Source organism: Paenibacillus sp. USDA918EY, from assembly GCF_009870825.1.
GTDB lineage: Bacteria > Bacillota > Bacilli > Paenibacillales > Paenibacillaceae > Paenibacillus_AQ > Paenibacillus_AQ albilobatus.
This window is the reverse complement of record NZ_WTWY01000005.1, coordinates 268,380-295,275: the sequence shown is the minus strand read 5'-3', so window position 1 is coordinate 295,275 and position 26,896 is coordinate 268,380. Positions and strand designations below refer to the sequence as shown.

The window sequence follows — 26,896 nt, the reverse complement described above, 5'->3', positions numbered from 1 at the left end:
TCACTTATAGGTTGAACGGCGGGAGGGTTTATGAATGGATGAATATAAAAGGAAAACGCCGGAACAGATCTTGGAGGAAATCCGCAAGATTCAAAGAGGCAAGTTAAAAATCATGATCGGCGCCGTAAGCGGCAGCGGAAAAACGTACCACATGCTGCGGGAAGGTCAAATGTTGAAAGAAAAGGGGATCGACGTCGTCATTTGCGCCGTTTCCACTTTGAAGCGGCCGGAAACCGTGAAACAGCTCACGGGCTTGGAGCGGGTGCCGAGCATTCACTGGATCGACCGCGGAAGGGAAACCAAGGACCTGAATTTGGACGGTCTGCTGGCGCGTTATCCCGAGGTTGTTCTGGTGGACGGTTTGGCGCATCGGAACCGGAAAGGAGCCCGTTTTCCGAATCGGCTGAAAGATATCGAATGGTTGCTGGAACATGGCATTAACGTCATTACGACCTTGAACGTGTACGAGATTGAAGGCATTCAGGATGTGGCGAGAAAATGGACGAGTCTGGAAGCCCGGGAGACGGTGCCGATCGGGACGCTGGAACTGGCGGACGAAATCCGATTGATCGACGTTTCGCCGGAAACGCTGATGACAAGATTCAAGGAAGGGCATTTGGAGCAAAGCCCGGATACCGGACTGTTTACCCGCAAGGATTTGACCGTGCTGCGCGAGCTGTCGCTGCGACTCGTTGCCGAGGACGTCAATGCAGCGCTCGAAAAACACCGCGAGGAGATGGGGCTGCAAGGACCGTCGGGGGCGTCGGAGCGGATTTTGGTGTCGGCGCAATATCATTGGAACGGCTCGATTTATATCCGCAGAGGGCAGCAAATCGCCAAACGGTTAAACGGGGATCTGATTGTCGTCGTGTTTGTTCCGGAAAAAAGCAAGCTATCGAAGGAAGCGGCAGCTTTTAAGCGATCCTTGCATAAGATGGCCAAAAAAACGGACGCCGGCATCGAAGAACTGCCGCTTCGTTCATCGAGGCAATTTCCGGATGCGCTCATTCGGTATGCCGTCGAAAACAACGTGACGAGGATCGTCCTGGGACATTCCAAGAAAACCCGCTGGCAGGAATTTTGGCAGGGCTCCGTTACGGACGGCATCTTGAGACGAGCCCGAGGCATCGATATATTTTGGGTGGCGGACCGATCGGCTCGCGGAGAGACTCGCTTTCTCCCTGCCCAACGCGAGCGGCACGACCAGGAAAGCCCCTATCACAGGCTCAGCAAGGAGGAAATCGAAAAGAAGGTGAGTCGGATCAAACGCGGCCGCTTCAAAATTTATATCGGAGCGGCGCCGGGGGTCGGAAAGACGTACACGATGCTGAGGGAAGGCAACGAAAGCTTGCGCAAGGGCACGGACGTCGTCGTCGGTTGGCTGGAAACCCACGGCCGGGCCGAAACGGCAGCGCAGGTCGCAGATCTGCAGCTGATTCCGGCAGCGGAAATTCCCTATAAAGGCACACTCTTAAAGGAAATGGACCTGAATGCCATCCTGGCCCGCAATCCCGAACTGGCGCTTGTCGACGAGCTTCCGCATACTAACGCTCCAGGCAGCCGGAACCAAAAAAGATACGAGGACGTGATGGCGCTGCTCGAGTGCGGGATATCGGTCATCACGACCATGAACGTGCAGCATTTGGAAAGCTTGAACGATGCGGTGGCGCAGATTACCGGCGTGCGGGTCCGGGAAACCGTCCCGGATTCGATTTTGTCCATGGCGGATGAGGTCGAATTGATCGACGTCGCGCCGCAAGCGCTGCGCCAACGGATGAAAGACGGGAAAATTTATGCGGCGGGCAAAGTCGAGCAAGCACTGGGTTCTTTTTTTAAAACGGGCAACCTGATCGCTTTAAGAGAGCTTGCGCTGCGGGAGCTCGCCGATGATGTCGACGAAAGGCTGGAATCGCGGGATCGCAGCTTCTCCATGCGCGGGCCGTGGCGCAGGGAGGAAACGATATACGTCTGCATTTTGCCCGGTGCGAACGGAGAGCGGTTGATTCGGCGCGGCTTCCGCATCGCTTACCGGCTTAAGGCGGACCTTATCGTAAACTGGATTCGCGTCGGCCGTGGCAACGGCAGCGAAGAAGAGCCCATGGCCGATTGCTGCCGCATGTTAACGGATCGTTTGGGTGGAACATTCGGCATTTTGGAAAGCAAGTCGTGGAAAGAAACGCCGCGGATCGTCATGGAACAGGCAACCGGGGTCAACGCAACGCAAATCGTGATGGGCCAGGCAGCGTCATCGGGCCCGGTCCTGCGCAGGCGCAAAGCCGTTAGGGATCTGATCCGCCTGGCCAGAGATTTGGACGTGTTATTGGTATCCGATCCGGAGTAATCCGCTTAAATGCAAAGATTTGTGAATGCAAGCGTTCCCGAAGGGCTTTCCGCATGGTATATTTAGTTCAGGACGATACCAATCTCCAGCAAAAATAAGATATATTTCTAGAGGAAAGAGGAGGAAACCATGACAACACAACAATCGGCCTACGAAGGCGAATTTCACGGCGAACGCGCCGTCTGGCTGAAGCACGGTCCGTATGAAGCGGCGCTGCTGCCTGAGCTTGGCGGCAATCTGATCTTGTTCCGGGACACGGAAAAGGGATTTAAGTACCTGCGGGAGCCTGAAGAGCATGAAATGGAAGATTTCAAGGCAAACCCGGGCGTTTACGGCATTCCTGTTTTGATACCGCCAAACCGTTACGACGGGGGGAAATTCGCCTGGGAGGGCAAAGTCTACGAATTGCCGGTGAACGAAACCGACCGGGGCAACCATCTGCACGGGTATATGCATAAGCTGCCCTGGACGGTAGATTACATAAAAGGCGACGAGTTTGAAAGCGTGGTCATCGTTTCCCAAAAGGTGAGGGAAGGCCATCTGTACAAGCAGTATTTCCCGTTCGATTTCACGGTAACTCTCCGCTACACCTTAAATGCCGATGGCTTGCACCAACAGGTGACGGTCGTCAACGACGGCAAGGAATACATGCCGAATCTGCTGGCATTCCATACGGCGATCAACGCTCCTTTCGTACCCGGCAGCAGCGCTTCGGACTATACATTCAAGGTGACGATCGGCGAGCGCCGCGAAATGAACGAGCGGATGCTGCCGACGGGACGGTTCCAGCCGCTGAGTCCGGAGGAAGAACGGATGAAGACCGATGGGGTAAGCCCGTATTTCGCGGAGATGGACAACCATTACACGGCAAGCCCGCAAAACGGCCGCAACCGGATGGAGCTGACCGACAACCGTACCGGCGACGTCTTTGTATACGATGTCGGCACTTCCTACAAGCATTGGATGATTTGGAACAACGGCGCCGGCGGCAAGTTCTTCTGCCCGGAACCGCAGACGAACTTGGTCAACGCGCCGAACATCCCCGGCTTGCCTGCGGAAGAAATCGGACTATTCGGCCTTCAGCCCGGCGAGCGCTGGGAAGAAACCAGCTCTTTTTACGCGTCGAAACGTTAATACCGCTGTACGGCCATATGGCAAAAAAACCGCCTTTCCGATTACGGAAGGGCGGTTTTGGAATGGTTTGGCGATTCGCCGTCGTTATTCCGATAACTGACATCCGCAGCTGCGGCAGAAGTTGTCTGACGCTCCCGCCGCTTCTCCGCATTTGGGGCAAAAAGAAGCTTTTTCGGCTTGAACGACAGACGGCTGCAGCACGATCGTTTGGAACTGCTGTCCGCAGAACGGACAGTAGGACGCGTCGGCCGGCAGCATTTTTCCGCAGCCGCATTCCTTGAGATTTTGCAGATGCTGTATTTTGCGGTTCAGCTCTTCGATTTCCTGTTCGAGGTGGACGATAGCCTCGCGGTATTTTTCGTATTCCGCATTGGGAGCGAAGCTGATTTGGCTTTCTAGGGAGCGGTATACGATCCGCCCGATTTCCGTGTAATTTTTTTCGATTTCTTTTTCTTTGGCCGCTACCTGAAATTTCAATGTCGTGGACTCCACGGTTTGCTGAGCTTTTTTGCCCGCATCCGACACACCCTGTTTGAGTTTGTTTAAAAAGTTGGACATAACGGGGCTTCTCCTCCTTCATCCGCTTGGCGTATCCATGCCGATCATACCCGATGATGCTTTGTAAGAATCCTTTTATTGACCCTCTTGCTTATGGATACATATGGTAATATAGTTTATGGTTTTGCTTAGAAATCTAGAATGGATAAGTATGTCTTTCGACATGCCTTATGGCATTATACCCGAGACGAAGGGAAGAAGGAAATACAAAAAAAATCGGTGACATCCAAGCTGTCACCAATAGGTTGATATAATCGGCCTGTAACGAAAAACGGGGTGATGGATTGAATAAAATGGAACGCCAAATGGCCATCGTCATGGCCCTTCAGCATGGAAGCCAAACCGCCGCCTCGCTTTCGGAAAAGTTGGAGGTGTCCCGCCGAACCATTTTGCGCGATATCCAAACGCTGTCCGAGATCGGTGTGCCGATCGGAGCCGCAAGCGGTCCCCGCGGCGGTTATTACCTCATGGAAGGATTTCTGCTGCCTCCGCTCCAGCTCAGCTCCAGGGAAGCGTTATGCGTGCTTTTTGCGCTGCAGGGGTTGACGGGTTATACGGATACGCCTTTTAACGGGGAGCGATGGACGGTTATGGACAAAATCCGGAGCATGCTTCCGCTGGAGACGGTGCAAAACATCCATCCGCTGCTGTCGAGCATGGAGGTGGAGGTTCCCAAACGGGTTTACAGCGTTCCGCACTTGGATAAGTTGCTCGAGCTCACGGCCCGTGGGAGATGGATTACCGTGTTCTATCAGTCCATGAATCACCGCAGACAACTGCTGATCAAGCCGCTTAAAATTTTTGCAGCCCACGGCTTCTGGTACTGCGACTGCTTTTCCCGCACGCATGGGGAGAACCGGAGGCTGCGGATCGACCGGATCGGTGACATAGCGGAGGCGGATACGCCGTCCGATGATGCGAAACCCCGGAATGCAAGCAGGCCCCAAAACTCTGAAAGCACCGTTCGTATTCGCGCGGAGTTAACTTACAGAGGGATGCTTCGGGTTGAAAGGGACGAGCATATCGGCGAATGCATCGAGCAGATGGATGACGACCGCTGGATCGCGGATTTTCACCTGCCTGAAAGGGAATGGGAATGGGTGATCGGGTTGTTTTTTTCGTTAGGGCGGGAAGCGCGAGTCATCGTGCCGGAACACCTGCGGGCCGAAATTCGCGCCCGGGCGGAAGAACTTCGCAAACATTACGACGATGAAGAAAAAGGAGAGGTGTTCCATGAATGACCATACGCCACACGGAACCATGATCACCAGCTTTGATGAAGCCGCAGAGCTTATAGGACGGCTTGGGATTCTGCCGCTGGCAAGTTTGATCCCGGATTACCCGTCGCTCGAAAGCGTAACCCCGCGGGCTAACTGGCACAGCGATACGGAGCAGGACCCTTGGAGGTGGAGGGTACGTTTTCCGGCGGAAGGAAAAGCCGCATACGGCAAGTTCATGAAGAAAAAAGCGGTTCTGGTTTCGCCCGAGTGGTTTCCGCTCGTATATGATGCCCTGCGTTTGGGGCAAAACGCGGAAACCTGCTTTAAGGACGGCTTGTTGTCCAGAACGGCTTGGGAGCTGTACCAGCTGATCGAAATCGAGCAAGGCATTGACACCAGAGTGCTGCGCGAACGGGCGTTTATGAAGGGGAAGGAAGACAAAAAAGCATTCGATCAGGCCGTCATCGAGCAGCAGGATGCGATGTTTATCGTCATCTCCGGGGTAAAGGCAAAGGTCAATGCCGCCGGAGAGAAAAACGGTTGGAGCAGCACTGCCTATGAAACGGCAGCAAACTGGATGCGCCAAAACGGAATCAAGGAAAGCAGTTTGTCGAAGCAAGATGCGCGGGCCGAGCTCATGCGGAGGCTGCGGGAAAGATGCAGCGGCAAAACCCTCGCGTATTTCGAAAAAATATTCCAATGTTAGGAGGATTTCGAATGAAACTGACCCGAACGAAGTTCATGAAGGCCCGGGAGTTCGTTTACGCCAACGCCAGATTGCTTGACCGCAGAAGATTTGCATACCAATTCGAGCAAGGTTCTGCCGATTTCGTCCTGAATGCGCTCCGTTCTTACCAAAACGACGACGGCGGATTCGGAAGCGCGCTCGAGCCGGACATCCGCACGCCATACAGCCAGCCCGTCGCCGTAGAATGCGCTTTGGCGATCCTGGATGAAATCGGGGCGGCGGATCCGGGTATCCTTCGAGGGATCCGAAAATTTCTGAAAGATACCGAGAGAGACGGGGGAGGTTTTCCTCGGGCGAAAATCGACGTGAATGAATACCCCCATGCTCCTTGGTGGAATACGGCGGACGATTCGCACGGATCGTTGAATCCGACGGGGAGAATATTGGGGTTGCTGCATAAGTTGAAGGCAGAGCCTCTTCCAGGCGAAGAAGACGCATGGTTTTCCCGCAGCACCGATTTTGTATGGAGCCGGATCCCATTGGCGGACCCGTCGGATTACCATGATCTCATTCAATGCATTACGTTTCTGGAGCATGTGCCGAATCGGCGGCGGGCGGAAGCCGAGCTAAGAAAGGTGGATGAGTGGCTTCAGGTGCCGGGAACAATCGAGCTGGACCCGAATGCATCAGGGTATGTGCACACCGTGCTGGATTGGGCTCCAAGCCCGGATAGTTACGCTAGGAAGTGGATTTCAGAGGAAGATATCGGACGGCATCTCGACGTCCTGATCGAGCGGCAGCAGGAAGACGGGGGATGGGATATGAACTTTTCTGCGCTGAGCGGCGGGAACGAAGCGGAATGGAGAGGGCTGGTCACGGTGGATCGTTTGGTGACGCTTAAGGCATACGGACGGCTGGAATAGGTTCGCCATAGGGTTCGCCTCAGGTTCGCCATATGAGCAAAGCCGGGAAATTGCTTCCCGGCTTTGCTTTGGCTTAACATGATTGAAATTATTTTATTTGTTCCCCGCAGAGCACTTGAATCGGTTTCGGAGCACAGCTCCCGGGGGTATTTTAGGCCCAATCGCCGTTGATGAAAATCGGCTCTTCCTTGCCGTCGCGGGTGATGCCCGTGATGCTCATTTCCGGAGACCCAAACATGAAGTCGACGTGCGTGATGCTCGCATTCATGCCGTGAGCGGCCAGCTCTTCGGCCGACATCGTCTTGCCGCCTTCCAGGTTAAAGGCATAGGAGCTGCCGATCGCGAGATGGCAGGACGCGTTTTCGTCGAACAGGGTGGTCAGGAACAAAATATTGCTTTGGGAAATCGGAGAATGGTACGGTACAAGCGCCACTTCGCCAAGATAACGGGAGCCTTCGTCCATGCCGATCAGGCGCTCCAACGTATCCTGTCCTTCCTCCGCCGTAAAATCCACGATTTTTCCGTTTTCGAACGTCAGCTTGAAGCGGTCGATGATATTGCCGCCGTAGCTGAGCGGCTTGGTGCTGCTGACATAGCCGTTGACGCCGGTCTTCAATGGTGCCGTAAACACCTCTTCGGTTGGAATATTCGCCACGAACGGGGTTCCTTTTTCGTTCAAACTGCCGGCTTGCGCCCAAATATGTCCCTCAGGCAGCTCAATGGTCAAATCCGTGCCCGGTGCGACGAAATGAAGCTTGTGGTATTTTTTGCCGTTCAGCTCATCCGATTTGGATTGCAGCGTTTCGATATGTTTGTGCCACGCGGCGATCGGATCCTCCTGGTCTGCGCGCACGGCATGGAAGATGGCATCCCACAGCTTGGCAACCGCTTCTTCCTGCGGCAGGCCCGGGAATACTTTCTCCGCCCAGTCCGGCGAAGGGAAGGCGATGCCCGTCCAGCTCATTTTATCAGCCTGTTGATATTGGCGGTATTTGGCCATGGCTTGACCGAAGGTCCGCTGGTTGTTAGCAATACGCTCGGGATCCACGCCTTTCAGCAAATCGGGATTGGCGGAAATGACGGTCAAAAACGCAGCATTCTGCTCGGCAAGCTCGGTCCACTCCCGCGCTTGTGCGGCAGGGGGAATCAGGAAGGATTCATCCGGGGCCAGATCATATCTAAGGCGCGTAACCACTTCGTCGGTGTAATTGACTTTGACGAAGTTCGCTCCGGCCTCATAGGCTTTTTTGACGATCAGACGGACAAGCTCGGCTGCGTCGATGGCGGCGCTGACGACCAAAGTCTGTCCGGGCTGCACATTCGCTCCGATCTTGACCGCAAGCTCGGCGTAATTGTTTAGTTTTTGTTCAAACGTTAGCATGTCGGAATCCTCCTTCGAAACGATGGGTTATTTTTCTATTGTAAATCAACCACAGGTCAAATAAAACTAAAACTTGTTGAAACGATTATTCGTATGTACGCGAAATGGAGCCTTTCCCGCTTCTGCAGGAAAGACTCCAGCTGGCTCCAAGGTTGACATCGTATGCGGTTAAAGCATTGATGGCTTTTGGAGACAAAACTTAAAATGCCCAGTTTCCCTTTTTAAATACAGGCTCTTCTTTTCCATCCGCCGTGACGCCGAAAATGTCCATTTCGCCGGAGCCGATCATGAAATCGACGTGCGTGACGCTGGTGTTCAGGCCGCGCTCGGCAAGCTGCTCCTGCGTCATGTCTTTACCGCCCTCCAGACAGAAGGCATAAGCGCTGCCGATCGCCAGATGGTTGGAAGCATTTTCGTCGAACAGCGTATTGAAGTACAAAATGTTGGACTCCGAAATCGGCGATTGGTGCGGCACGAGCGCAACTTCGCCAAGGTAACGGGCGCCTTCGTCCATTTCCACGAGATGTTCAAGCACCTGCTGGCCTTGTTCCGCTTCGACCTTTACGATTTTTCCGTTCTCGAACGTGATGGTGAAGCGGTCGATGATATTGCCGCCGTAGCTGAGCGGTTTCGTGCTGCTGACGTAGCCGTTGACGCCGGTTTTCAGCGGAGCGGTAAACACTTCCTCGGTCGGCATGTTGGCTACAAAGCTGTGGCCATTTTCGTTAAAGCTTTCGCCGGCGGCCCAAATATGCCCTTCGGGAAGTTCGATCGTCAGGTCGGTCCCTGGCGCTATGTAATGCAGTTTTTTGTATTTCTTTTCGTTGAGGATTTTGGATTTTTGATCCAACGTCTGCAGATGCTCGGTCCATGCCTCGACCGGATTGTCCTGGTCGACCCGCACCGTATGGAAAATAGCGTCCCACAACTTTTGCACGCGTTCTTCCTGCGGCGCGTCCGGGAACACTTTGTCGGCCCATGCCGGCGACGGAACCGCGATCAGGCACCAGCTGAATTTATCCGCTTGCTGGTACGCGCGGTATTTGGTCATCGCTTGGCCTCTCGCTTTTTGGCTGGCGGCAATCCGCTCCTGTTTAATTCCCTTTAACAGATCGGGATTTTCCGCGAGCACGTGCAGGACGGCCGCTCCTTTTTCCACAAGCTCGGTCATTTCCCCGGCATACCATTTCGGCGCTTCCGAAAATACTTCATCGGCGGCATGCTCGTATTTCAGGCGCGTAATTTTTTCATCGTTCCAGTTGACGCGGACTTCGCTGGCTCCCGCCTGATACGCTTTTTCGGTAATCATGCGCACGAATTCCGCCGATTCCACCGGAGCGTTCACCACAAGGATTTGTCCTTTTTGGACGTTGACGCCGACTCTGACGGCCAGATCGGCATATTTGTTCAAATTTTCCTGAAAGTTTGCCATGGTCTTATACCCTCCAATATGTTTCATCGTGCCCCGCGATTTCGTTGGAATGAAACTTCGTTTGCCACCCTCCCGAGTCCGCCGACTCGAGCGATGGTTTTATTATTGTACTAAATCGGATGACATATTGAAAACATGTTCGCTCTGGATGGAAAGCATACCGTGTATGGTATACTATAGAGACATGGATTAGTTTATAAAGGAGACCAGCTTATATGGAATATCAAATCATGAAAGCAGACATGGCGCAGGACGATGAAAAACACTACCTGGGTCACGTGACGTTTACGCTCGCGGGCCATCAATCGCAATACGAAATTACGCTTTTCAGCAAAAACGGCAAAGAGTGGGATTACAGCTTGAATTTTGCCGGGGATTCCGGGATTGAAGAGGAATTTCTCAAAGCAGACGAGCTGCTTGAGGAAGACGACGACTTGTTCGACGCGCTTGTGGATGCGGCGATGGATTCGATGGAACAATAAAGGACCTGCGGCGCGTCATTCGTAAACTCGCTCAAGAAAGGATGGTTTGACATGAATTACGATGATAACGTTGTCCGGCGCTTAAAGCGGCTTGAAGGCCAAATCCGCGGAGTGCTCGGCATGATGGAAGAAGGAAAAGACTGCAAGGAAGTCATCGCCCAGCTGTCCGCCGTTCGGAGCGCAACCGATAAAGCGATGGCGTACATCGTCGCGACCAATCTGGAGCAATGCATTCTGATGGAGCAAGCCAAAGGAAATGAAACCGGCAATCTGGTGAAGGAAGCGGTAGAGCTTTTGATTAAAAGCCGTTAACCGGCTATCATCCCGGGCAAGGAAGGGGAGCTTATATCATCCCGAAACTTTCCCTGGTAGACCTTAAGGAGGGGTTCGATGGCTTTTTACATGTTGGCACTCATCGTATTGCTGATCGATCAAGGCTCGAAATGGTGGATTCGCGTTCATATGTTCGTTGGAGAACAGCGGAATGTCCTTGCACCGTACCTTCATTTTGAATATTATCAAAATAGCGGCGCCGCCTTCAGTTCATTTCAAGGTTACGGCAAATGGTTTGCGTACCTTGCGGTCGTGGTGGTAGCAGCGCTGATCTACTATCGAGTCAATGGAGCCATCCGCGGATGGGTTTTGGAGCTTGCGGCCGGCTTTATTGCCGGAGGGGCGCTCGGGAATGCACTGGACCGGCTCATATTCGGGAAAGTAACCGATTTTATCGTATGGGGTTCCGGTTCGGGCATTATGAACATCGCCGATCTGGCGATCAACGCAGGCGTAATTCTCCTGATCGTCGGCATGCTGATCCGCAGCTGGCAGGACAAACGCAGCTATTCTTTTAAATGACGTTTACTTGAAGTGGAGAGGTAGAGGAATTACGGATGGAACAGGTGAAAAAAACGCAGCTTGCCCAAATCATCAGGGAAAGACGATCGGTAAAAACGGGTTATAAGGACGATCCAATCCCGCAGGAACTGGTGCTCGAACTGCTGAATGACGCGGTATATGCACCGACGCACAAGCTTCGCGAGCCGTGGAGGTTTATTTTTGTGCCGACCGAAGCGAAACCGTTTTTTGCCATCGAAATGGCGCAGCATTATCCCGATGAAATGTTTGAATACCGCGTCAAATATTTTAACGAACCTGCCGCTTATTTGATCGTCGTCATGGCGGACAGCGGCAATCCGAAGGAACGTGAAGAGGATTACGGGGCGGTCGGCTCGATGATTCAAAATTTTCAGCTGCTTGCTTGGGAGCGCGGGCTCGGTACCGTTTGGAAAACGAATCCGCATATTTACGATCCGAACGTCAAAGAAGTTCTCGGAGTCGGACCGGACGAAAAAATCGCGGGATTTCTGCACCTCGGATTTTTCCATGAAGCGCCGAAGGGGCAGCCGAGAACGCCTGCGGAGGAGAAGTTTACGGTGTACAAGCCGAGGTTTTGAAATTGATGGCTCCCGTCTGAGCGGGAGTTTTTCTATTGGCGGAGGAAGCGGTTGTAAGCTTGCAACTCCAATATGGTTACAATACTATTAGTTAACGGATACATAGAGCGGAGGGATATGACTTGAAATCCAGGTATTTGGCAGGGACCTCGCTGGCGGTCATGGGAGCCGGGTTTCTGATCACCTTGTTTTTGCCCCAGAACGTGGCGGTGCGCCTGCTGCAGGGAGGTTTTGAGGCGGGACTGGTCGGCGGATTTGCGGACTGGTTTGCGGTGACGGCATTATTCCGGCATCCGCTCGGCATTCCGATCCCGCATACGTCCTTGCTGCTGAAAAACCGCAACAAAATCGTCAACTCGCTGATTTCGGCGCTGGAAACGGAGCTGCTGAACAAAGAAAGCATCACGGGACGATTGCGGCAGATGAAGCTGTTCAAAGCGTTGTCGTCCGGGATTTTGAAGCTGATCGGCAAAAAGGAAATCCGCGTTAAAATGATCGATGCCGTCAGCGAAGCCGTGCGGCAAATTCCGCTTCAAAACATCACGCCGGCCGCGCAAAAGCTGCTTGTCGACTTGGTGGGAAAACAGGATTTATCGCCGATGCTCGAAGCGGCATCAAAGCAGGCTTTTCGCAGCCAGCTGGATGAAAAGGCGTTCAATTTCGTGCTGAACTTTGCCGGCCGTTGGATAAGCCGTCCCGAAAATGAATATATGCTAGGCCAGCTCGCAATGAACAAGCTGCAGGAAATCCAGCTGAGCGGAATGAAAGGATTCGCGCTGCAAGCGATGTTGGGTTTCATGAGCGAGGAAAAGCTCGGGAATATGCTGAAAAACCTGATCCAGTCCACGTTATATGAACTTGCCTACGAAAATAGTCCGGTCCGGCAGCGTATTTTGACGGAAGTGCGGCAGCAGGTCACCGATTTCGCGGAAAATCCGGAAGTCGCCGAGCGCATCAAAACCCTGATCGGGGAAAAGCTTGCGGCTCCCGGTACCGAGGAATGGATGCTGCGCAAGCTTGAAGAGATCCGGGAGCGAGTGCTGGCATTGCTGGAGCAGGAGCGGGTGAACGGAGGGCGCGCCATCGTCAAATTGTACCGGTGGGCCACGAACATGCTGCGGGACAAGGAAGAGACGATGGACCGCTGGGAACAGGGCATTTTGTCTCTGATCGTGAAGGCGGTCGAAGCGAACTACTACCGGATCGGTCTGCTGGTGCGCGAGAACCTTGATCAGCTGGATGACCAGTCGCTGGTGCAAATGCTGGAAGAGAAGGTCGGCAGCGACCTGCAGTGGATTCGGGTAAACGGAGCCATCTGCGGATTTTTGATCGGGCTTGTGTTGACGGTCATCCATATGCTGCTGGCGTAAGGAATAAATTCAATCATTAATGACGGGGAGGAGTTTTGATATGAAAAAAAACCGGCTTGGAACTTCGGAGCTGTTCGTTAGCGAAATCGGGCTTGGCTGCATGTCGCTCGGAACGGAAGAACAACCCGCCGAACGATTAATTCATGAGGCGCTTGAGCGGGGAATCAACTTTTTGGATACGGCCGATTTGTACGACGCGGGCCGGAACGAGGAAATTGTGGGCAAAGCCCTAAAAGGCCGCCGCGGCGACGCCATTTTGGCCACCAAAGTCGGCAACCGCCGGATTCCGGGCAAAGAGGGCTGGAGCTGGGACCCGTCCAAAGCTTATATCAAAACAGCCGTAAAAGACAGCTTGCGCCGCCTTCAGACCGATTACATCGATCTGTACCAACTCCATGGCGGCACGCTGGACGATCCCATCGACGAAACGATTGAAGCGTTCGAGGAATTGAAGCAGGAAGGGGTCATCCGTTATTACGGCATCTCTTCGATCCGTCCGAACGTCATCCGCGAATACGTCAAACGTTCGAACATCGTATCCGTCATGAGCCAGTACAGCATTCTTGACCGCAGGCCGGAAGAAGAGGTGCTGCCGCTGCTCGACGGGCACGGCGTCAGCGTCATCGCGCGCGGGCCCGTCGCTTCGGGCGTTCTGGCTGAAACGGGCGAAGCAAAAGCCGGCAAAGGTTACTTGGACTACACTCCGGAAGAGCTCCTGGAAATCCGCAAAAAACTGGAGGCATTCGTTCGTCCCGACCGTTCCATGTCGCAGACCGCTATCCGTTATTCGTTGGGTCATCCTGCGGTAGCGGCAGCCATTCCCGGGGCGAGCTCGCTTGAGCAGCTTCGGCACAATGTGGCCGCGGGCGATTCGCCCGATCTGACCCCGAAGGAATTGGAGCAAATCCGCGGCATCAGCCGCGCCAACGTTTATGAGGCGCATAGATAAAATGACTATGTTATAGGTTTGAAGACAAAAAAACCGTCCTGCTGCCATCATGCAGGGCGGTTTTTTTGAGAAGGAGTACTTATGATTTGAAGCAGTGGTTGAATCATGTTTTTGTTCCCTTCTTCTCCAACAGCGCCAGTTTGTGGGCAATCATCCGGGCGAGAAGTTCCTGCGTTTGCTCCAATTCCTTTTTCCTGCAGTCCATTTCCTTCATCTTCTCCTGCAACAATTCAACGACCCGGGAGAGCTCTCCTTTTTCTTTCATAATGGCTTTAATGTCTCCGAGCGTGAATCCCGCAGCCTGAACTTTTTTGATCAGCCGAAGGTGTTCGACCGCTTCCTCGGTATAATTCCGATAATTATTGTCCATTCGCTCAACATGGCGTTTATCCAGCAGTCCTTCCTTCTCATAATAACGAATGGTAGGCGGCGTTAATCCGGTTTTTTGCGCCAGCATATGAATTTTCATCCGATCCTCCGCACATTAGGCTTGACCTTCAAGTTTACTTTATGGTGTATACTCTAGAGGCTGAAAGAAAAATTGTCAAAAGGAGGGGCTGTGAATGAACGCCCAGAAAAGGAATTCCCCAACCCGAGCCGTCGTTTTGGGCGGCGGCGGCGTGACCGGCATCGCATGGGAGGTGGGCGTTTTAGCGGGATTGTTCGAATCCGGTGTCGATCTCTACCGATCTGACGTGATCATCGGGACGTCTGCCGGAGCATTTGTCGGAGCAGCTTTAGCCAGCGGGTACGACATGAACAAGCTGTTTGCCGAACAGTTGGAGTCGAATCCGACCGAGATATCGGTCGCCGCGTCCAATGAATTGATGCAAGCGTGGTATCATGCATTCGACGCAGGAGGTAGCGATCCGCAAAAAGTAGGGGCGGAATTCGGTCTTATCGCCAAAAGCAATCCCTCCCCGGTGTCGCTCGAACAACGGCGCAAGGTTGTAGAGAGCCGCCTAACGACCAGAACTTGGCCGCCTCATCTTCGGGTGACTGCCATTGATGCCGATACGGGGGAGCTGCATGCTTTCGATCATCAATCGGGAGTTTCTTTGCTTGATGCCGTGTCGGCCAGCGGAGCCGTTCCGGGGATATGGCCGCTTGTTTCCATCGGTGGGCGCATCTGGACCGACGGAGGCATGGTGTCCACGACCAACGCACGACTTGCGGAAGGATATGAACGGATCGTGATTCTTTCCCCTATGCCGAAAGGTTATGGTTCTATTCCGGGAGCTGAGGAAGATGCGGCAGACATGCGTGCCAACGCGGAAGTTTATCTCATCATACCGGATGAACGCAGCGTCGCGGCGATCGGACCCAATCCGTATGACCCCGCCCGTCGGGGCGCAACGGCAATCGCGGGACGGGAACAAGGCCGAAACATTGCCGAAGCCGTTCTGGCCATGTGGTAAGAAGCCTTTATTCTGTTCTAACGAACACAAGGGTGGTATAGGCTCTTTCCGAGGCAAGGAACAACGTTTCAAAAAATTCGGTACAGGACAAATTAGCCGCGAACCATATGGTTTCACGGCTAATTTGCTTTAAAATAATGTTCAAAGGTCGGCAAGAATAGAATTCATTCATGCCAGCATTGTTGATTTATTAACGCCGTCGTATAAGACTATTTTTGCGTTAGCTTCAATGCCTTCAACAGGTCGGCCTTCTGCTTGGACGGCTCGTGATAAAACTGGTCGCCTTCGATCCGGTCGATAAATAATACGCCGTCGAGGTGATCGATTTCGTGCTGGATGCAGCGCGCCAAATAGCCGGTCCCCTCCAATACGACCGATTCGCCCGCCCGGGTCAGCGTTCTGACTTTGACGTAGTCGGCCCGTTTGACGATTCCTGAATAGCCCGGATACGACAAGCAAGCTTCCGGCCCGATTTGCTCGCCGCTTTTTTCGAGTATTTCGGGATTGATCAGTTCAATAAGTCCTTCCCCGCAATCCATCACGACCATTCTGCGCAAAAATCCGATTTGGGGCGCGGCCAAGCCCGCGCGTCCGTCTTCGGCGTACAGCGTATCGACGAGATCGTCAAGGATGCGCAGCATTTTTGGTGTCAGCTCCGTAACGGGTTTTGCGATTTTGCGGAGCACAGGATCCCCGAAGGGAACAATTTCTCTTTCCGCCACTGTTCATTAGCCTCCTGACTTGTATTAAGCGCCTTGAACGCCCGATGGCGTGTGCACCCATAAATCGCCGGTCGTGCATTCCAGCGCCGTGCACAGCGCATCCAGCGTTTCGGCTTTCATTTGTTTAGGTTGTCCCCGCAGCAAAGCGCTGATGGAAGGGGGGGACAGCTCGTATCCGGCTTTTTCCTTCAACAATCTTGCCAGCTCGGCACCCGACCAAATCCCCTTTTGCGCCATGACTTGCCGAAGCATCCAAACTAGCATCTTTGCATGCACCCTTTCCTTATTGTGGTATAATATTAGGTAGCGCCTAAATAATTTATTTGTTACCTAATATATCATGGCTCGGTCCAACACACAATGGTGATCTGGATTCGGCAAAAAAGACGTTTGACGGGCGACGCATAAGGCTTTTCAAAGATATAAGAAAGAGAAGCCTCGAAGCGATGGCATCCTTATAACTCAAGAAAAATTTCCGCCAAGCGCGGCCTGTCTTCAGTGGAGGTACGTCGTTAGATTTTTGTTATGTTATTAAATCGTATGACGGAGGATGGGATGGATGATACAAGGGAGATGGAAAAAATTTGCCTTTATAGCAGCGAAGTTGCTGGCCGGCCTCGTCCTGTTGCTTCTCGGATTGTTTTTCAGCATACAAATTGCGGTGATTTTGATCTTATGGTGGGCCGGTTAAGCGGTATGGAATCAAAGAACATTAAATTTTTTTGAACGGTGGTAGAATCTTCTTCTCAACTCCATGTATAATAGACAATGATCCCAAGGCGAGAGGAAGTGTCCAATCCATGAAATTTAACGAATACAAGTATGAGCGTCCGGATATCGAGTCCATCAAAGGGCAGTTCGGGCAGCTCGTGCAGAAGTTTGAATCCGCTGAACGGCTGGAAGATCAGGAGAAGGCTTTGTCCGAGATCAACCATCTCCGCGGGGAAATGGAGTCGATGGCTCAAATCGTCGCAGTCCGCCATTCGATCGATACCAACGATGCGTTTTATAAAGCCGAACAGGACTATATTGACGAGATCGTGCCGATCTACCAGGAATACATAACCGATTTCTACCGCGCGCTTGTTCATTCCAAGTTCAGAGCCGAACTCGAGGCGAAATGGGGAACCCAGCTGTTCCAGCTGGCCGAGCTTGCCCTCAAGACGTTCAGCCCCGAAATCATTGAAGATCTGCAAGCAGAAAACAAGCTTTCGACCGAATATGCGCAGCTGATCGCTTCCGCCAAAATTCCGTTCGAAGGCGAAGAGCGCACGCTCACCCAACTGACGCCGTTCGAGCTGTCCACGGACCGCGACCTGCGCCGCCGGGCTTCCGAAGCCAGATACCAATTTATGGCCGAACATGAAGCGGATTTTGACCGGATTTACGACGAACTGGTCAAGACGCGCACGCGCATCGCCCATAAGCTTGGCTACAAAAATTTCGTGGAGCTGGCCTATGTGCGGATGAACCGCACGGATTACAACGCCGAAATGGTTGCGAACTTCCGGAAGCAGGTATTGGAGCACATCGTGCCGGTGGCCACCAAATTGAAGGAACGCCAGCGCCAACGGATCGGCGTCGACCAGCTATACATCTACGACGACGGTTTCAGCTTCAAAACCGGTAATGCGGCGCCAAAAGGAGATCCGGATTGGATCCTGGAGCGCGGGGTGAAAATGTATTCGGAGCTGTCGCCTGAAACGAAGGAATTTTTCGGTTTTATGGTTGAAAACGGCCTCATGGACCTTGTCAGCAAAAAAGGCAAACAAGGCGGGGGGTATTGCACGTATATCAGCAAATACGGCGCGCCGTTTATCTTCTCGAACTTCAACGGAACTTCCGGCGACATCGACGTTCTGACGCACGAAGCGGGCCATGCGTTCCAGGTATATTCGAGCCGCCATTTCGAGGTGCCTGAATATCACTGGCCTACGTATGAAGCAGCCGAAATCCATTCGATGAGCATGGAATTTTTCACCTGGCCGTGGATGAATCTGTTCTTCGAGGAAGACACGGAAAAATACAAATTCGATCATTTGAGCAGCGCGCTTCTGTTCGTTCCTTACGGCGTGTCGGTCGACGAATTCCAGCATTTCGTATATGAAAATCCGGATGCAACGCCGACGGAACGCAAGCAGGCATGGCGCGATATCGAGAAGAAATATCTGCCTCACCGCAATTTCGGAGGCAACGATTATCTGGAACGCGGCGGCTTCTGGCATAAGCAGGGCCATATTTTCCAATCGCCGTTCTACTACATCGATTACACGCTTGCGCAGCTGTGCGCTTTCCAATTCTGGAAACGCATGAACGAAGACTATAAATCCGCATGGGCCGATTACTTGAAGCTCTGCAAAGTCGGCGGCAGCATGTCGTTTGTAGGCTTGGCCCAATATGCCGGATTGAAATCGCCGTTCGAAGACGGCTGCGTAGCTTCGGTGATCGGCGACATTGAAAACTGGCTGAATCAAGTAAACGACGAAGCCCTTTAATACTGGGTATGCATTGCCACGCCATACAACAAAAACGCCTGTCCTTCAATACTCGAAGGCAGGCGTTTTGTTCATGCGGGCATAAAAGTCAAAGACAGTTAAGGTCAAGATCTTGAAAACCGGCTCTGTTCGATTCTAATCGCCTGATTTCTCCCGAAACCGGTTTTGCCCGATTTCCGAAGGAAGCATACAATGGAACTGTAAGATTCAACGCCCGCCAAAGCGGCCGCTCGCAAAGTCAAGCCTGCAGGATGCTGCTGATTTTGCAAAGTCATTAATCAAAGGAGGAACAAGACATGTTTGATTTGATTCCTTTCAATAGAAAAAGCGACGTATTTTTTAACAACATGATGAAATCCTTTAACGATTTGTTCGATTCCGTCGGCATGGCCGAGTTCGGAACAAAATCCTTCCGCGCGGACATCCGTGAAACCGAAGACGCCTATTATATCGACGCCGAGCTTCCCGGTTTCAATAAGGAGGATATCCGGATCGAGCTGAAGGATCATGATTTGACCATTTCCGCCAAACGCAACGACATGTTTGAAACGAAAGACGACGATCAAAAAGTGATCCGACGCGAGCGCCATTACGGTGAATTCGTCCGTCGATTCTACCTTGAGCGCGCGGATGCGGAGCAAGTGAAAGCCAAGCTGGAAAACGGCGTGCTTCAGATCGAGATTCCAAAAAGAGCGCAGGACGACGGGACGAAACGCATTCGCATCGACTGACAGCATGTGGACAACGACTTGACAAGTGCCAAGACAAGGATTAAGATGACTTAGAAATTGAATGGTCCTCGTTAGGTGAGGCTCCTATATAAACACAGGCCACTGCCCAGAAATATCGAAAGATACCTATGGGTAGAACAGGGATTGCCGGATTAAGGCTTTTCATAACGTGGCTAAGGGACGAAACGTCCCTTTACGTTGTATAGTGCCAAAACTCGACTAGGGGGAGACGAAGGTGTTATTAATATTCATGCCCTCTAGCTGTGTACATCAGCGGAGGGCTTTTTGCATGGAAAAGAAGAGGTTGGCACCAAGGGAACATTCTATAAACGTTTATACGTTTAAACTCTTCCTTACCCGGTGGAGTTTTTTATTTTTGTCACATTGTTGGCGGTTTGGCCGATGCGGAGGTGGGGATGATGGATATTCAAAAACGGAATCAAGTGCTGATCGTGGAAGATGAAGATCACATCAGACGTTTCATTTCGATCAATTTGGCAAACAACGGATTTGAGGTGAGCGAGGCTGCATATGGAGAAGAAGCGATGAGAAGCTTTCAGGCGAATCGCCACCATGTCGTTGTTTTGGATATTATGCTGCCGGATATGGACGGATTCGAAATATGCCGCAGGATTAGGGAAGAAGACCCGGAGGTCATTATTATCTTCTTAACGGCATCGGGGCAGGATATGAATAAAATCAAAGGGCTTGAAATCGGTGCCGACGATTATATCGTCAAACCGTTTAATCCGCTTGAGCTTGTGGCCCGAATCAAAGCGGTATTGCGCCGTACAGAGGTCTCTTTTAAGCCGCCGATCCAGGTGCTTCATTCCGGTCCCATCCGAATGGATATGCGTTCGAATATCGTCTTCAAACATGACGAACCTGTTGAATTGACGCCGAAGGAATTTCATATGGTACGGGCTTTTCTTGAGCATCCCAATACGGCGCTTTCAAGAGATGAATTGTTGAACCTCGTATGGGGCGAAGATTTCATCGGAGATCCAAAAACGGTTGACGTTCATATACGCAAGCTGCGGGAAAAGCTGGAGGATGACAGCTCCAACCCGCATTGGATCGAAACGGTATGGGGACTCGGGTACCGCTGGAAGAAGGACGAGTGAAGAGATGGGCATCCGAAAAAGATTGGTAGGAAGTTATTTTGGGGTCATTTGTCTCACGGTGCTTATTCTTGAAATTTTTCTCATTTTATTCGTCAACTATTATTATTTTCATAACGTGGAGCGGATCCTGATGAACCAAGCGGAACTGTCCGCTTCTTTTTTTCAGCAGTATTTCGCTGGCGAAGATTTGGAAAAGCAATCCGGCCGCTTGCTGCAAGGGTTTGCCAGTCAGTCCGAGGCGGAGGTCCAAATCTTGGATTCATCCGGCCGGCTGCTACGGGATTCCACCGGCTATCGAGCGGATAAGAGCATGGCGGAATACGCCGATGTGCAATCAGCGATTACAGGTCGGCCCGACACTTGGAAGGGAAATGATCCTATAACCCGGGAGCCGATTTTGGCAGTTTCTTTCCCTTTAAAAGCACATGACAAAACGATAGGGGTAGTCAGGTTTGTCACTTCTTTGACCGAAACGATAAAGACGGTAAGACAAATCGCCGTTTTGCTGGTCGGGGTCGGATTGCTCGTGCTTGCGATCGTTACCTTGCTTTCGCTGCTGTTGTCATGGACCATTACAAGATCAATAAAAGATCTTAAGCAGGCGGCGGATCGGATGACAGAGGGCGATTTCAGCATCCGGGTGCATAAGCGATATCGCGATGAATTGGGTTCTCTCGCGGATACGTTAAACATGATGGCCGGCAGGATCGCGCAAAGCGAGCAGCTGAAAAATGAATTTATTTCATCCGTTTCGCATGAACTGCGAACGCCGTTAACTTCGATCAAAGGCTGGGTTGTTACATTAAAAGCAAATGGGGCGGGAGATGGACGGTTATTTCAAGACGGACTGGGTATTATCGATTCGGAAAGCGACAGACTTGCCCGAATGGTAGACGAGCTGCTGGATTTCTCCAAACTGGATAGCGGGAGAATAAACGTACGGTTTGAAGCCGTGAACCTTCCGGAACTGCTGCGTCACATCGAAAGGCAGCTGGCCCCTAGAGCAGCCAGGCAAGGGGTCACGCTGGAAGTACTCGCGGATGAGAATATGCCTGAGATCCAAGCAGATGAAAATCGGCTGAAACAAGTGCTGATCAATCTTGTGGACAATGCGCTCAAGTTCACGGAGCACCCGGGTCGAATCACCCTTCAAGTTTATTCTAATTCCGGGTACGCTGTATTGGCCGTCGAAGATACAGGTTCGGGCATCTCGGAAGAAAACTTGAAGAATGTAGTTCAAAAGTTTTACAAAGTCGATCCTCATGCCCCCGGCAGCGGGCTCGGCCTTGCGATATCCGAACAGATCATAAAGCTGCATCGCGGCAAACTTCACATCTTCAGCAGGCCGGGGCAAGGAACCAAGGTAGAAATTTGTCTGCCGATCGAAAATGATCGAAATTTAACGATTTGATAACCACTTTTTTGTCACCCGACGATAGAATGAAAATAAGCTTGCCAGCGAGGAGTAGGTGAACAAATGCCGAGAAGGTTCATCATTGCAAGTGTTATATTGACGCCTTTTTTATTTCTTGCAGGATGCGGCGCGCCCGCAACCCCGGTTGATCTGATCAGGCCCCCATTAGCTGTAACGAACCTGCAAACCGACCATATCAGCCGCGACCTGGCCAAATTGCTGCCGGATCAAGCGCAAATATTGTCCCCTATGCAGCAAAAAGGCGGCAAAGATATTTCGTTCGGCGATCTTGACGGCGACGGGGTTGATGAAGCGGTCGTCGTTTTTCAGGTCAAAAACAGGACGGGCAAACTTTTAAAAGCCGCACTTTTTATGCAGCATAACAAAAAGTGGCGCATCGTCTCGGAAGTGGATGGATTCGGTTATGGTTTGGACGTTGCCGAAATTAAGGATGTCAACCATGACGGCCGTCCTGAGCTGGCGCTTGGCTGGTCGCTTGGCGACGCTGGAAACGGTCTTGACATTTACGGATGGGAGGAAGACAAGCTGAAACTCATCTCCAAAAAGGTGTATCAAGGCCCGTTAGAGCTTGATTAATACGCCGTTTTGAAGCTGCGGAGGTGTTTGATGTATTGAATGATAAAATACGAGGTCGACCGGATTTTTTGCTGCTGTTTTTGACCTTCTTTCTGGTTGGGTTTGGCTTGGTCATGATTTTTAGCGCAAGTTATCCGGTTTCGATCTCAAAACATCAAGGTCCGTGGCATTATGTCGTCAAACAAGGCATTTTCGCGCTTATCGGCTTATTTGCTATGTCCTTTTTTATGATTGTTCCTTATTCACGCCTGAAAAAGGTTGCGCCGCTTTTGCTGCTGATTTCGCTTCTGCTGCTGCTGTTTGTGCTAATCGAAGGCGGAAGCATCAACGGCGCAAAACGGTGGTTTTCCGTGGCCGGCTTTACGCTGCAGCCCTCCGAGTTCGTTAAATTAACAGTCATCGTTTATTTGTCGACGATCATAAGCCGAAAAGGCGAGGGCATCCGAAATTTTAAGCGAGGTCTGCTTCCGATCATGGCGGTCGTCGGCCTGATTATACTGCTTGTCCTGAAACAACCCGATTTCGGTACCGTGCTGATATTGACAGGCATCGCCGTCTCGGTCCTCCTCGTGGGAAATACAGACCTGCGCCATCTGCTGCTGCTCGGTCTGGCTTTGATTCCCGTATTTGTGTACCTTGCCTTCAGCAAAAGCTACCGTCTCGCGCGGATCAGTTCTTTTCTCAACCCGTTCGACGATCCGCAAGGATCGGGGTACCAGGTCATCCAATCTCTATACGCATTCCAGCATGGCGGGGTTACGGGAACAGGGATCGGCCATAGCGTGCAAAAGCTTTTTTATTTGCCGGAAGCGCACACGGATTTTATTTTTGCGATCATAGGCGAGGAACTGGGTTTTGTTGGGACTACTCTGGTCATGATTGCTTTTTTTCTATACATATGGCGCGGGTTTACGGCTTCGGTCAGATGCAAAGACGATCCGTTCGGATTCATGCTCGGGATGGGGATCGTCATGATGATTTTCTTTCAGTTCATGCTGAACGCAGGGGCGGCCATCGGCAGTTTGCCGGTTACCGGCGTACCGCTTCCTTTTATTAGTTATGGAGGATCATCGCTCATATTGTGTCTGGCGTGCACCGGCATTCTGCTGAACATTTCGAGGGCAAATGCGAGAAGACGTCAAGAAACACGCTGAAATCGACAAAATGAGGTCTTCCTATGTTCAACATCCGCAACATTGCCAAATTGGACAAATCGACGCTGTTCGTTGTCCTCTGCCTTGCGTCCGCGGGCACGTTTGTTATTTACAGAGCCACTGCGGATACGCATTTAAAAGGTCTTCACTTGTATAATATGTATCTGTTTATCGCGTTTTGCATTCCGATGTTATGCCTTGCTCTGCTGGATTATCGCGTTCTTTTGGGCAAGATGTCCTATGTTTTATATGGGATCGGCATCGTGATGCTGCTTCTGGTCAAGATTGCCGGAGAAAATATAAACGGGGCGGCCCGATGGCTGAGCATTGGAGGGTTCCAGCTGCAGCCTTCGGAATTGGCAAAAATATCTTCGATATTGCTGATTGCTCATTTATTGGGGAAGCGAAATGGCCAAAAGCTCCGTTTATACCAGGATGTATTACCGATATGCGGCGTTTTTTTGATTCCGTTTGTTTTGATCATGAAGCAACCGGATTTAGGCACTTCCCTCGTTTTCCTGGGCATTCTGTTAAGCATGCTGTGGATCGGCAACATCCGTTCGTTGTATATGCTTGTTTTCATCGGAGTAGTCATTCTTGCCATTGGGACGATATTGTGGCTGTATTATGCCAATTTCGAGTTGTTGTCCAAAATCGTGCAGCCGCATCAATTGGCGAGAATCCAGACCTTTCTGGATCCCGCCAGCGATCCCGATAAATCTTGGCATGTGAAAAACGCGATGAAAGCCATCGGTTCGGGTGGATTGGACGGCAGCGACGGCTCGTACGTACGAAGAGGTTTTATCCCTTATGTGTATTCCGATTCGATTTATGTCGTCATCGGGGAGGAATTTGGCTTTATCGGCTCTGCGGCGCTGCTTTTGTTGTATATGCTTCTCGTGTACCGAATGGTGCATATCGCCATGGAAAGCAGAGATTATGCAGGTTCCTATCTTGTAGCCGGTTTTATCGGGATGCTGGTCTTTCAGGTTTCCGTTAACATCGGCATGCATATAGGCATTTTGCCTTTGACGGGTATTTCACTGCCGTTCATCAGTTATGGGGGCAGCTCGCTGCTGACCAATATGATCGCGGTCGGCCTTATTTTGAGTGTTCATGCCCATAAGGATGAAAAAGATATTATGAACGTTTGATTACCAAAAAGGACCATTTCGAATGTGTCCTTTTTTCTATGATTTTGCATATTTTATCCTTTTCAGGAATAGACTTGTCTCACGAAATCTTTTATTTGATGCCCCGTTCCTTGACCTGCTTTTTGATAAACATAGAAATTTTTAGATTTGGGCGAAGTTGATCCATCCTGTGATCGCAAGACTAATCTCCGCTAAACGCGGTCTGTCTTCCGCGAAAGTACGCCGATAGATGTTATTCTTATCATTGAATGAGGGGGAGAAGGATGAAGGACCCCATATTTGCCGGCAGAACGGCCATAACCGGAATCGGTACGAGCATCCCGCCGTACAAATTGGAACAAGACAAGGTTTTTCAGAGGATTGAAGATTCCTGTAAATATCATTCGGATCTTATGCGATGGGCCCGGAGAATCTTCAGGCAAAACGGCGTCGAATCGCGGTATACGGTTGAACCGGATTTTCTGCGGCCGGCCGGAGAGTGCCGCTATCTTCCCGATGGGCCGGGCGTACCGGTTCCAACGACAGCGGAACGGATGGGCAGCTATGAACGGGAATCCGTTCCTCTCGCGGTTCATGCGGCGCGGGAAGCGATGGCCGACGCCCGGATTCACCCGGAAAACGTAACCCACCTTATAACGGTCAGCTGCACCGGGCAATTTTTGCCTGGACTGGATTCCATATTGCTTCAGGAATTGGGGTTGTCCATGCGAGTGAACCGCATACCGCTCCAGTTTCAAGGATGCCATGCCGGACTCAAGGCGATCCAGTTGGCGAGGAACATCGCCGAAAGTACGGGGGAGCATACGGTGCTCGTCGTCTGCGTCGAGCTTTGCACCATACATTTTCAGCCGCCGACCTCTCGCGATGCGCTGTTCGGGGCTTCTTTTTTCGGCGATGGCGCATCGTCCTGCGTTATCCAAGCCGCCTCAAGCCGTCAGGAGAACGTATTTCTCCTTGGACAAGGCCATTCCGTGCTTGTGCCGGATTCGCGGGAAGAGATGATCTGGCGGGTTGGGGATCATGGATTTGATTTATACCTGTCTCCGGCGATCCCTAAGCTGCTTAAAAGGTTTTTGCGGGAAGAAATCCAATTTCTGCTTGACGATCGGGAGCTGCCGTTTCTGTGGGCCGTGCATCCCGGGGGAAGAGGAATCGTTGACGCCGTGCAGGACCTATTCGCCCTGAACGACGCACAGGTTTCATTCAGCCGCAGCGTTCTTAAGCATGTCGGGAATTTATCCTCCGCCACGATATTATTCGTATTCAAAGAAATGAAAAACGAGCTGGTCAAGCAGCGAAAAGCACAAGCCGAAGGAATCTCGCTTGCATTCGGGCCGGGATTGACGGCTGAGCTTCTGGCATTTACGTATGCAGCCAAGACGGAATCGCCAGAGGAATCCAGGAGCGAAAGCATGTATGTTTAGGGCGCTGTCCAGCCGTTCGGCAAAAGAAGAATATATGGACGATTTTGCTGCAGGCGGGGAAGAGCTTACGGAAGCGCTTCGCCATCTGCGCAGATTAAACCGGATCTTCGCGGCCTCCGGGCCGATGTTAAACGGCGTTAAGGAATTATGGAGACGCTCGGGCCGTCCGGACCAGCTTCACCTGATGGATGTCGGTGCAGGATCGGGGGAAGTAAACCGCCGCATTCTCCGCTGGGCGGACCGAACGGGAATCCGCATCCGAATCACGTTGGTGGACATGACCGAAGAGGCATGCCGCGAAGCTGACCGAATTTTCCAAGATGAGCCGCGCGTACGCGTCGTTCGTCAAAATGTGTTCGACATCGGGCATGCCGCAGCCGATATGCTGATTTGCTCGCAATTTTTGCATCATTTTCCGGATGACCGGCTGACGGAGGTGGTGGAACATATGCTGAATTCTTCCAAGCTCGGCATCGTCGTCAGCGACATTCATCGCCATTGGGTCGCCTGGTCAGCCGTTTGGCTTGTAGCACGCCTAATTTCGAAAAACCGGTATATCCGCCATGACGGACCGCTTTCCGTTGCGAAAGGCTTTCAATCCCGGGATTGGGAGCGTTTAAGATGTTCGCTGAAGCAGCAAGGAAGCTACCAATTGAGATATCAGTGGAAGCCATTGTTCCGATACCGTGCCATCATTATGAAGGAAGATTCATTGCCGGAAGTTGAATAAA

27 protein-coding genes and 1 riboswitch are annotated in these 26,896 nt (G+C 51.8%); of the genes, 21 read left to right on the top strand and 6 right to left on the bottom strand.

Translation table 11 applies throughout. The features are described from left to right. Nucleotides 1–34 precede the first annotated feature (34 nt). On the top strand, nucleotides 35–2,341 hold the full coding sequence (locus tag GQY55_RS13440) for a histidine kinase (protein WP_160042121.1): 2,307 nt from the start codon (nucleotides 35–37) through the stop codon (nucleotides 2,339–2,341). 129 nt (nucleotides 2,342–2,470) lie between these two features. Next, complete coding sequence (locus GQY55_RS13435) at nucleotides 2,471–3,475, top strand: aldose 1-epimerase (RefSeq protein WP_160042119.1); 1,005 nt, start codon at nucleotides 2,471–2,473, stop codon at nucleotides 3,473–3,475. Between the two features lie 84 nt (nucleotides 3,476–3,559). Here the strand turns inward: GQY55_RS13435 and GQY55_RS13430 are convergent, their stop codons facing one another. Continuing rightward, nucleotides 3,560–4,033 carry a zinc ribbon domain-containing protein gene (locus GQY55_RS13430; RefSeq protein WP_160042117.1) on the bottom strand — a complete coding sequence of 158 codons (474 nt, stop codon included), beginning with the start codon at nucleotides 4,031–4,033 and terminating at the stop codon, nucleotides 3,560–3,562. 293 nt (nucleotides 4,034–4,326) lie between these two features. On the opposite strand from GQY55_RS13430, the gene GQY55_RS13425 reads away from it, so the two are divergent. The 3 genes from GQY55_RS13425 to GQY55_RS13415 are packed head-to-tail and all read left to right on the top strand — an operon-like array spanning nucleotide 4,327 to nucleotide 6,864. Then, on the top strand, nucleotides 4,327–5,274 hold the full coding sequence (locus GQY55_RS13425) for a helix-turn-helix transcriptional regulator (protein ID WP_236575597.1): 948 nt from the start codon (nucleotides 4,327–4,329) through the stop codon (nucleotides 5,272–5,274). Further along, nucleotides 5,267–5,959 carry an AlkZ-related protein gene (locus tag GQY55_RS13420; protein ID WP_160042113.1) on the top strand — a complete coding sequence of 231 codons (693 nt, stop codon included), beginning with the start codon at nucleotides 5,267–5,269 and terminating at the stop codon, nucleotides 5,957–5,959. The genes GQY55_RS13425 and GQY55_RS13420 overlap by 8 nt, the downstream gene beginning before the upstream one ends. Before the next feature lie 11 nt (nucleotides 5,960–5,970). Next, nucleotides 5,971–6,864, top strand: coding sequence for a hypothetical protein (locus tag GQY55_RS13415; RefSeq protein ID WP_160042111.1), 894 nt, complete (start codon nucleotides 5,971–5,973; stop codon nucleotides 6,862–6,864). A gap of 151 nt (nucleotides 6,865–7,015) precedes the next feature. Here the strand turns inward: GQY55_RS13415 and GQY55_RS13410 are convergent, their stop codons facing one another. Next, nucleotides 7,016–8,245, bottom strand: coding sequence for an aminopeptidase (locus GQY55_RS13410; RefSeq protein WP_160042109.1), 1,230 nt, complete (start codon nucleotides 8,243–8,245; stop codon nucleotides 7,016–7,018). Nucleotides 8,246–8,444: 199 nt separating this feature from the next. Next, entirely contained in the window at nucleotides 8,445–9,677 is a 1,233-nt protein-coding gene (locus GQY55_RS13405; protein ID WP_160042107.1) for an aminopeptidase, read from the bottom strand. Nucleotides 9,678–9,892: 215 nt separating this feature from the next. On the opposite strand from GQY55_RS13405, the gene GQY55_RS13400 reads away from it, so the two are divergent. The 6 genes from GQY55_RS13400 to GQY55_RS13375 all read left to right on the top strand — a co-directional run bounded on the left by GQY55_RS13400 (nucleotide 9,893) and on the right by GQY55_RS13375 (nucleotide 13,932). After that, entirely contained in the window at nucleotides 9,893–10,159 is a 267-nt protein-coding gene (locus tag GQY55_RS13400; protein ID WP_160042105.1) for a hypothetical protein, read from the top strand. A 51-nt stretch (nucleotides 10,160–10,210) separates the two neighbouring features. Beyond that, nucleotides 10,211–10,471: a metal-sensitive transcriptional regulator gene (locus GQY55_RS13395; RefSeq protein WP_160042103.1), complete on the top strand. Its 261-nt coding sequence runs from the start codon at nucleotides 10,211–10,213 to the stop codon at nucleotides 10,469–10,471. 78 nt (nucleotides 10,472–10,549) lie between these two features. Beyond that, nucleotides 10,550–11,014 carry a signal peptidase II gene (lspA, locus tag GQY55_RS13390; RefSeq protein WP_160042101.1) on the top strand — a complete coding sequence of 155 codons (465 nt, stop codon included), beginning with the start codon at nucleotides 10,550–10,552 and terminating at the stop codon, nucleotides 11,012–11,014. Between the two features lie 35 nt (nucleotides 11,015–11,049). After that, nucleotides 11,050–11,613, top strand: coding sequence for a nitroreductase family protein (locus GQY55_RS13385; RefSeq protein WP_160042099.1), 564 nt, complete (start codon nucleotides 11,050–11,052; stop codon nucleotides 11,611–11,613). 122 nt (nucleotides 11,614–11,735) lie between these two features. Beyond that, a complete protein-coding gene (locus GQY55_RS13380) occupies nucleotides 11,736–12,983 on the top strand; it encodes a DUF445 domain-containing protein (RefSeq protein WP_160042097.1) in 1,248 nt (415 codons plus the stop codon). Between the two features lie 40 nt (nucleotides 12,984–13,023). Further along, entirely contained in the window at nucleotides 13,024–13,932 is a 909-nt protein-coding gene (locus tag GQY55_RS13375; RefSeq protein WP_160042095.1) for an aldo/keto reductase, read from the top strand. A 103-nt stretch (nucleotides 13,933–14,035) separates the two neighbouring features. On the opposite strand, the gene GQY55_RS13370 is transcribed toward GQY55_RS13375, so the two are convergent. Further along, nucleotides 14,036–14,401, bottom strand: coding sequence for a MerR family transcriptional regulator (locus GQY55_RS13370; RefSeq protein WP_160042093.1), 366 nt, complete (start codon nucleotides 14,399–14,401; stop codon nucleotides 14,036–14,038). A gap of 94 nt (nucleotides 14,402–14,495) precedes the next feature. Here GQY55_RS13370 and GQY55_RS13365 point away from each other — a divergent pair, with 94 nt between their 5' ends. Then, on the top strand, nucleotides 14,496–15,350 hold the full coding sequence (locus GQY55_RS13365; RefSeq protein ID WP_160042091.1) for a patatin-like phospholipase family protein: 855 nt from the start codon (nucleotides 14,496–14,498) through the stop codon (nucleotides 15,348–15,350). Between the two features lie 209 nt (nucleotides 15,351–15,559). On the opposite strand, the gene def is transcribed toward GQY55_RS13365, so the two are convergent. Together def and GQY55_RS13355 are read right to left on the bottom strand one after the other, a co-directional pair. Continuing rightward, a complete protein-coding gene (gene def, locus GQY55_RS13360) occupies nucleotides 15,560–16,072 on the bottom strand; it encodes a peptide deformylase (RefSeq protein WP_160042089.1) in 513 nt (170 codons plus the stop codon). A 24-nt stretch (nucleotides 16,073–16,096) separates the two neighbouring features. After that, the gene (locus GQY55_RS13355) at nucleotides 16,097–16,336 is read right to left on the bottom strand and encodes a helix-turn-helix domain-containing protein (RefSeq protein WP_160042087.1); all 240 of its coding nucleotides are present in this window, start codon (nucleotides 16,334–16,336) and stop codon (nucleotides 16,097–16,099) included. Nucleotides 16,337–16,872: 536 nt separating this feature from the next. Between GQY55_RS13355 and GQY55_RS13350 the strand changes: the two genes are divergently transcribed. The 9 genes from GQY55_RS13350 (at nucleotide 16,873) to GQY55_RS13310 (ending at nucleotide 26,895) form a co-directional block, all read left to right on the top strand. Further along, nucleotides 16,873–18,567 (top strand): M3 family oligoendopeptidase, encoded by a 1,695-nt coding sequence (locus tag GQY55_RS13350; protein ID WP_160042085.1) that lies wholly within the window; start codon nucleotides 16,873–16,875, stop codon nucleotides 18,565–18,567. Nucleotides 18,568–18,863: 296 nt separating this feature from the next. Further along, nucleotides 18,864–19,298 (top strand): Hsp20/alpha crystallin family protein, encoded by a 435-nt coding sequence (locus GQY55_RS13345; protein ID WP_160042083.1) that lies wholly within the window; start codon nucleotides 18,864–18,866, stop codon nucleotides 19,296–19,298. A gap of 60 nt (nucleotides 19,299–19,358) precedes the next feature. Beyond that, nucleotides 19,359–19,531, top strand: a riboswitch (M-box (ykoK) riboswitch). Nucleotides 19,532–19,717: 186 nt separating this feature from the next. Next, a complete protein-coding gene (locus tag GQY55_RS13340) occupies nucleotides 19,718–20,422 on the top strand; it encodes a response regulator transcription factor (protein WP_160042308.1) in 705 nt (234 codons plus the stop codon). 4 nt (nucleotides 20,423–20,426) lie between these two features. Further along, nucleotides 20,427–21,833 carry a HAMP domain-containing sensor histidine kinase gene (locus tag GQY55_RS13335; protein ID WP_160042081.1) on the top strand — a complete coding sequence of 469 codons (1,407 nt, stop codon included), beginning with the start codon at nucleotides 20,427–20,429 and terminating at the stop codon, nucleotides 21,831–21,833. A gap of 66 nt (nucleotides 21,834–21,899) precedes the next feature. Further along, nucleotides 21,900–22,433 carry an FG-GAP repeat protein gene (locus GQY55_RS13330; RefSeq protein WP_160042079.1) on the top strand — a complete coding sequence of 178 codons (534 nt, stop codon included), beginning with the start codon at nucleotides 21,900–21,902 and terminating at the stop codon, nucleotides 22,431–22,433. A gap of 23 nt (nucleotides 22,434–22,456) precedes the next feature. Continuing rightward, a complete protein-coding gene (ftsW, locus tag GQY55_RS13325; protein WP_268895013.1) occupies nucleotides 22,457–23,587 on the top strand; it encodes a putative lipid II flippase FtsW in 1,131 nt (376 codons plus the stop codon). Nucleotides 23,588–23,610: 23 nt separating this feature from the next. After that, a complete protein-coding gene (locus GQY55_RS13320; RefSeq protein ID WP_160042075.1) occupies nucleotides 23,611–24,741 on the top strand; it encodes an FtsW/RodA/SpoVE family cell cycle protein in 1,131 nt (376 codons plus the stop codon). 248 nt (nucleotides 24,742–24,989) lie between these two features. Further along, entirely contained in the window at nucleotides 24,990–26,165 is a 1,176-nt protein-coding gene (locus tag GQY55_RS13315) for a type III polyketide synthase (RefSeq protein WP_328803737.1), read from the top strand. Then, a complete protein-coding gene (locus tag GQY55_RS13310; RefSeq protein ID WP_160042071.1) occupies nucleotides 26,158–26,895 on the top strand; it encodes a methyltransferase domain-containing protein in 738 nt (245 codons plus the stop codon). Before GQY55_RS13315 ends, GQY55_RS13310 begins: the two co-directional genes overlap by 8 nt. Nucleotide 26,896 lies beyond the last annotated feature (1 nt).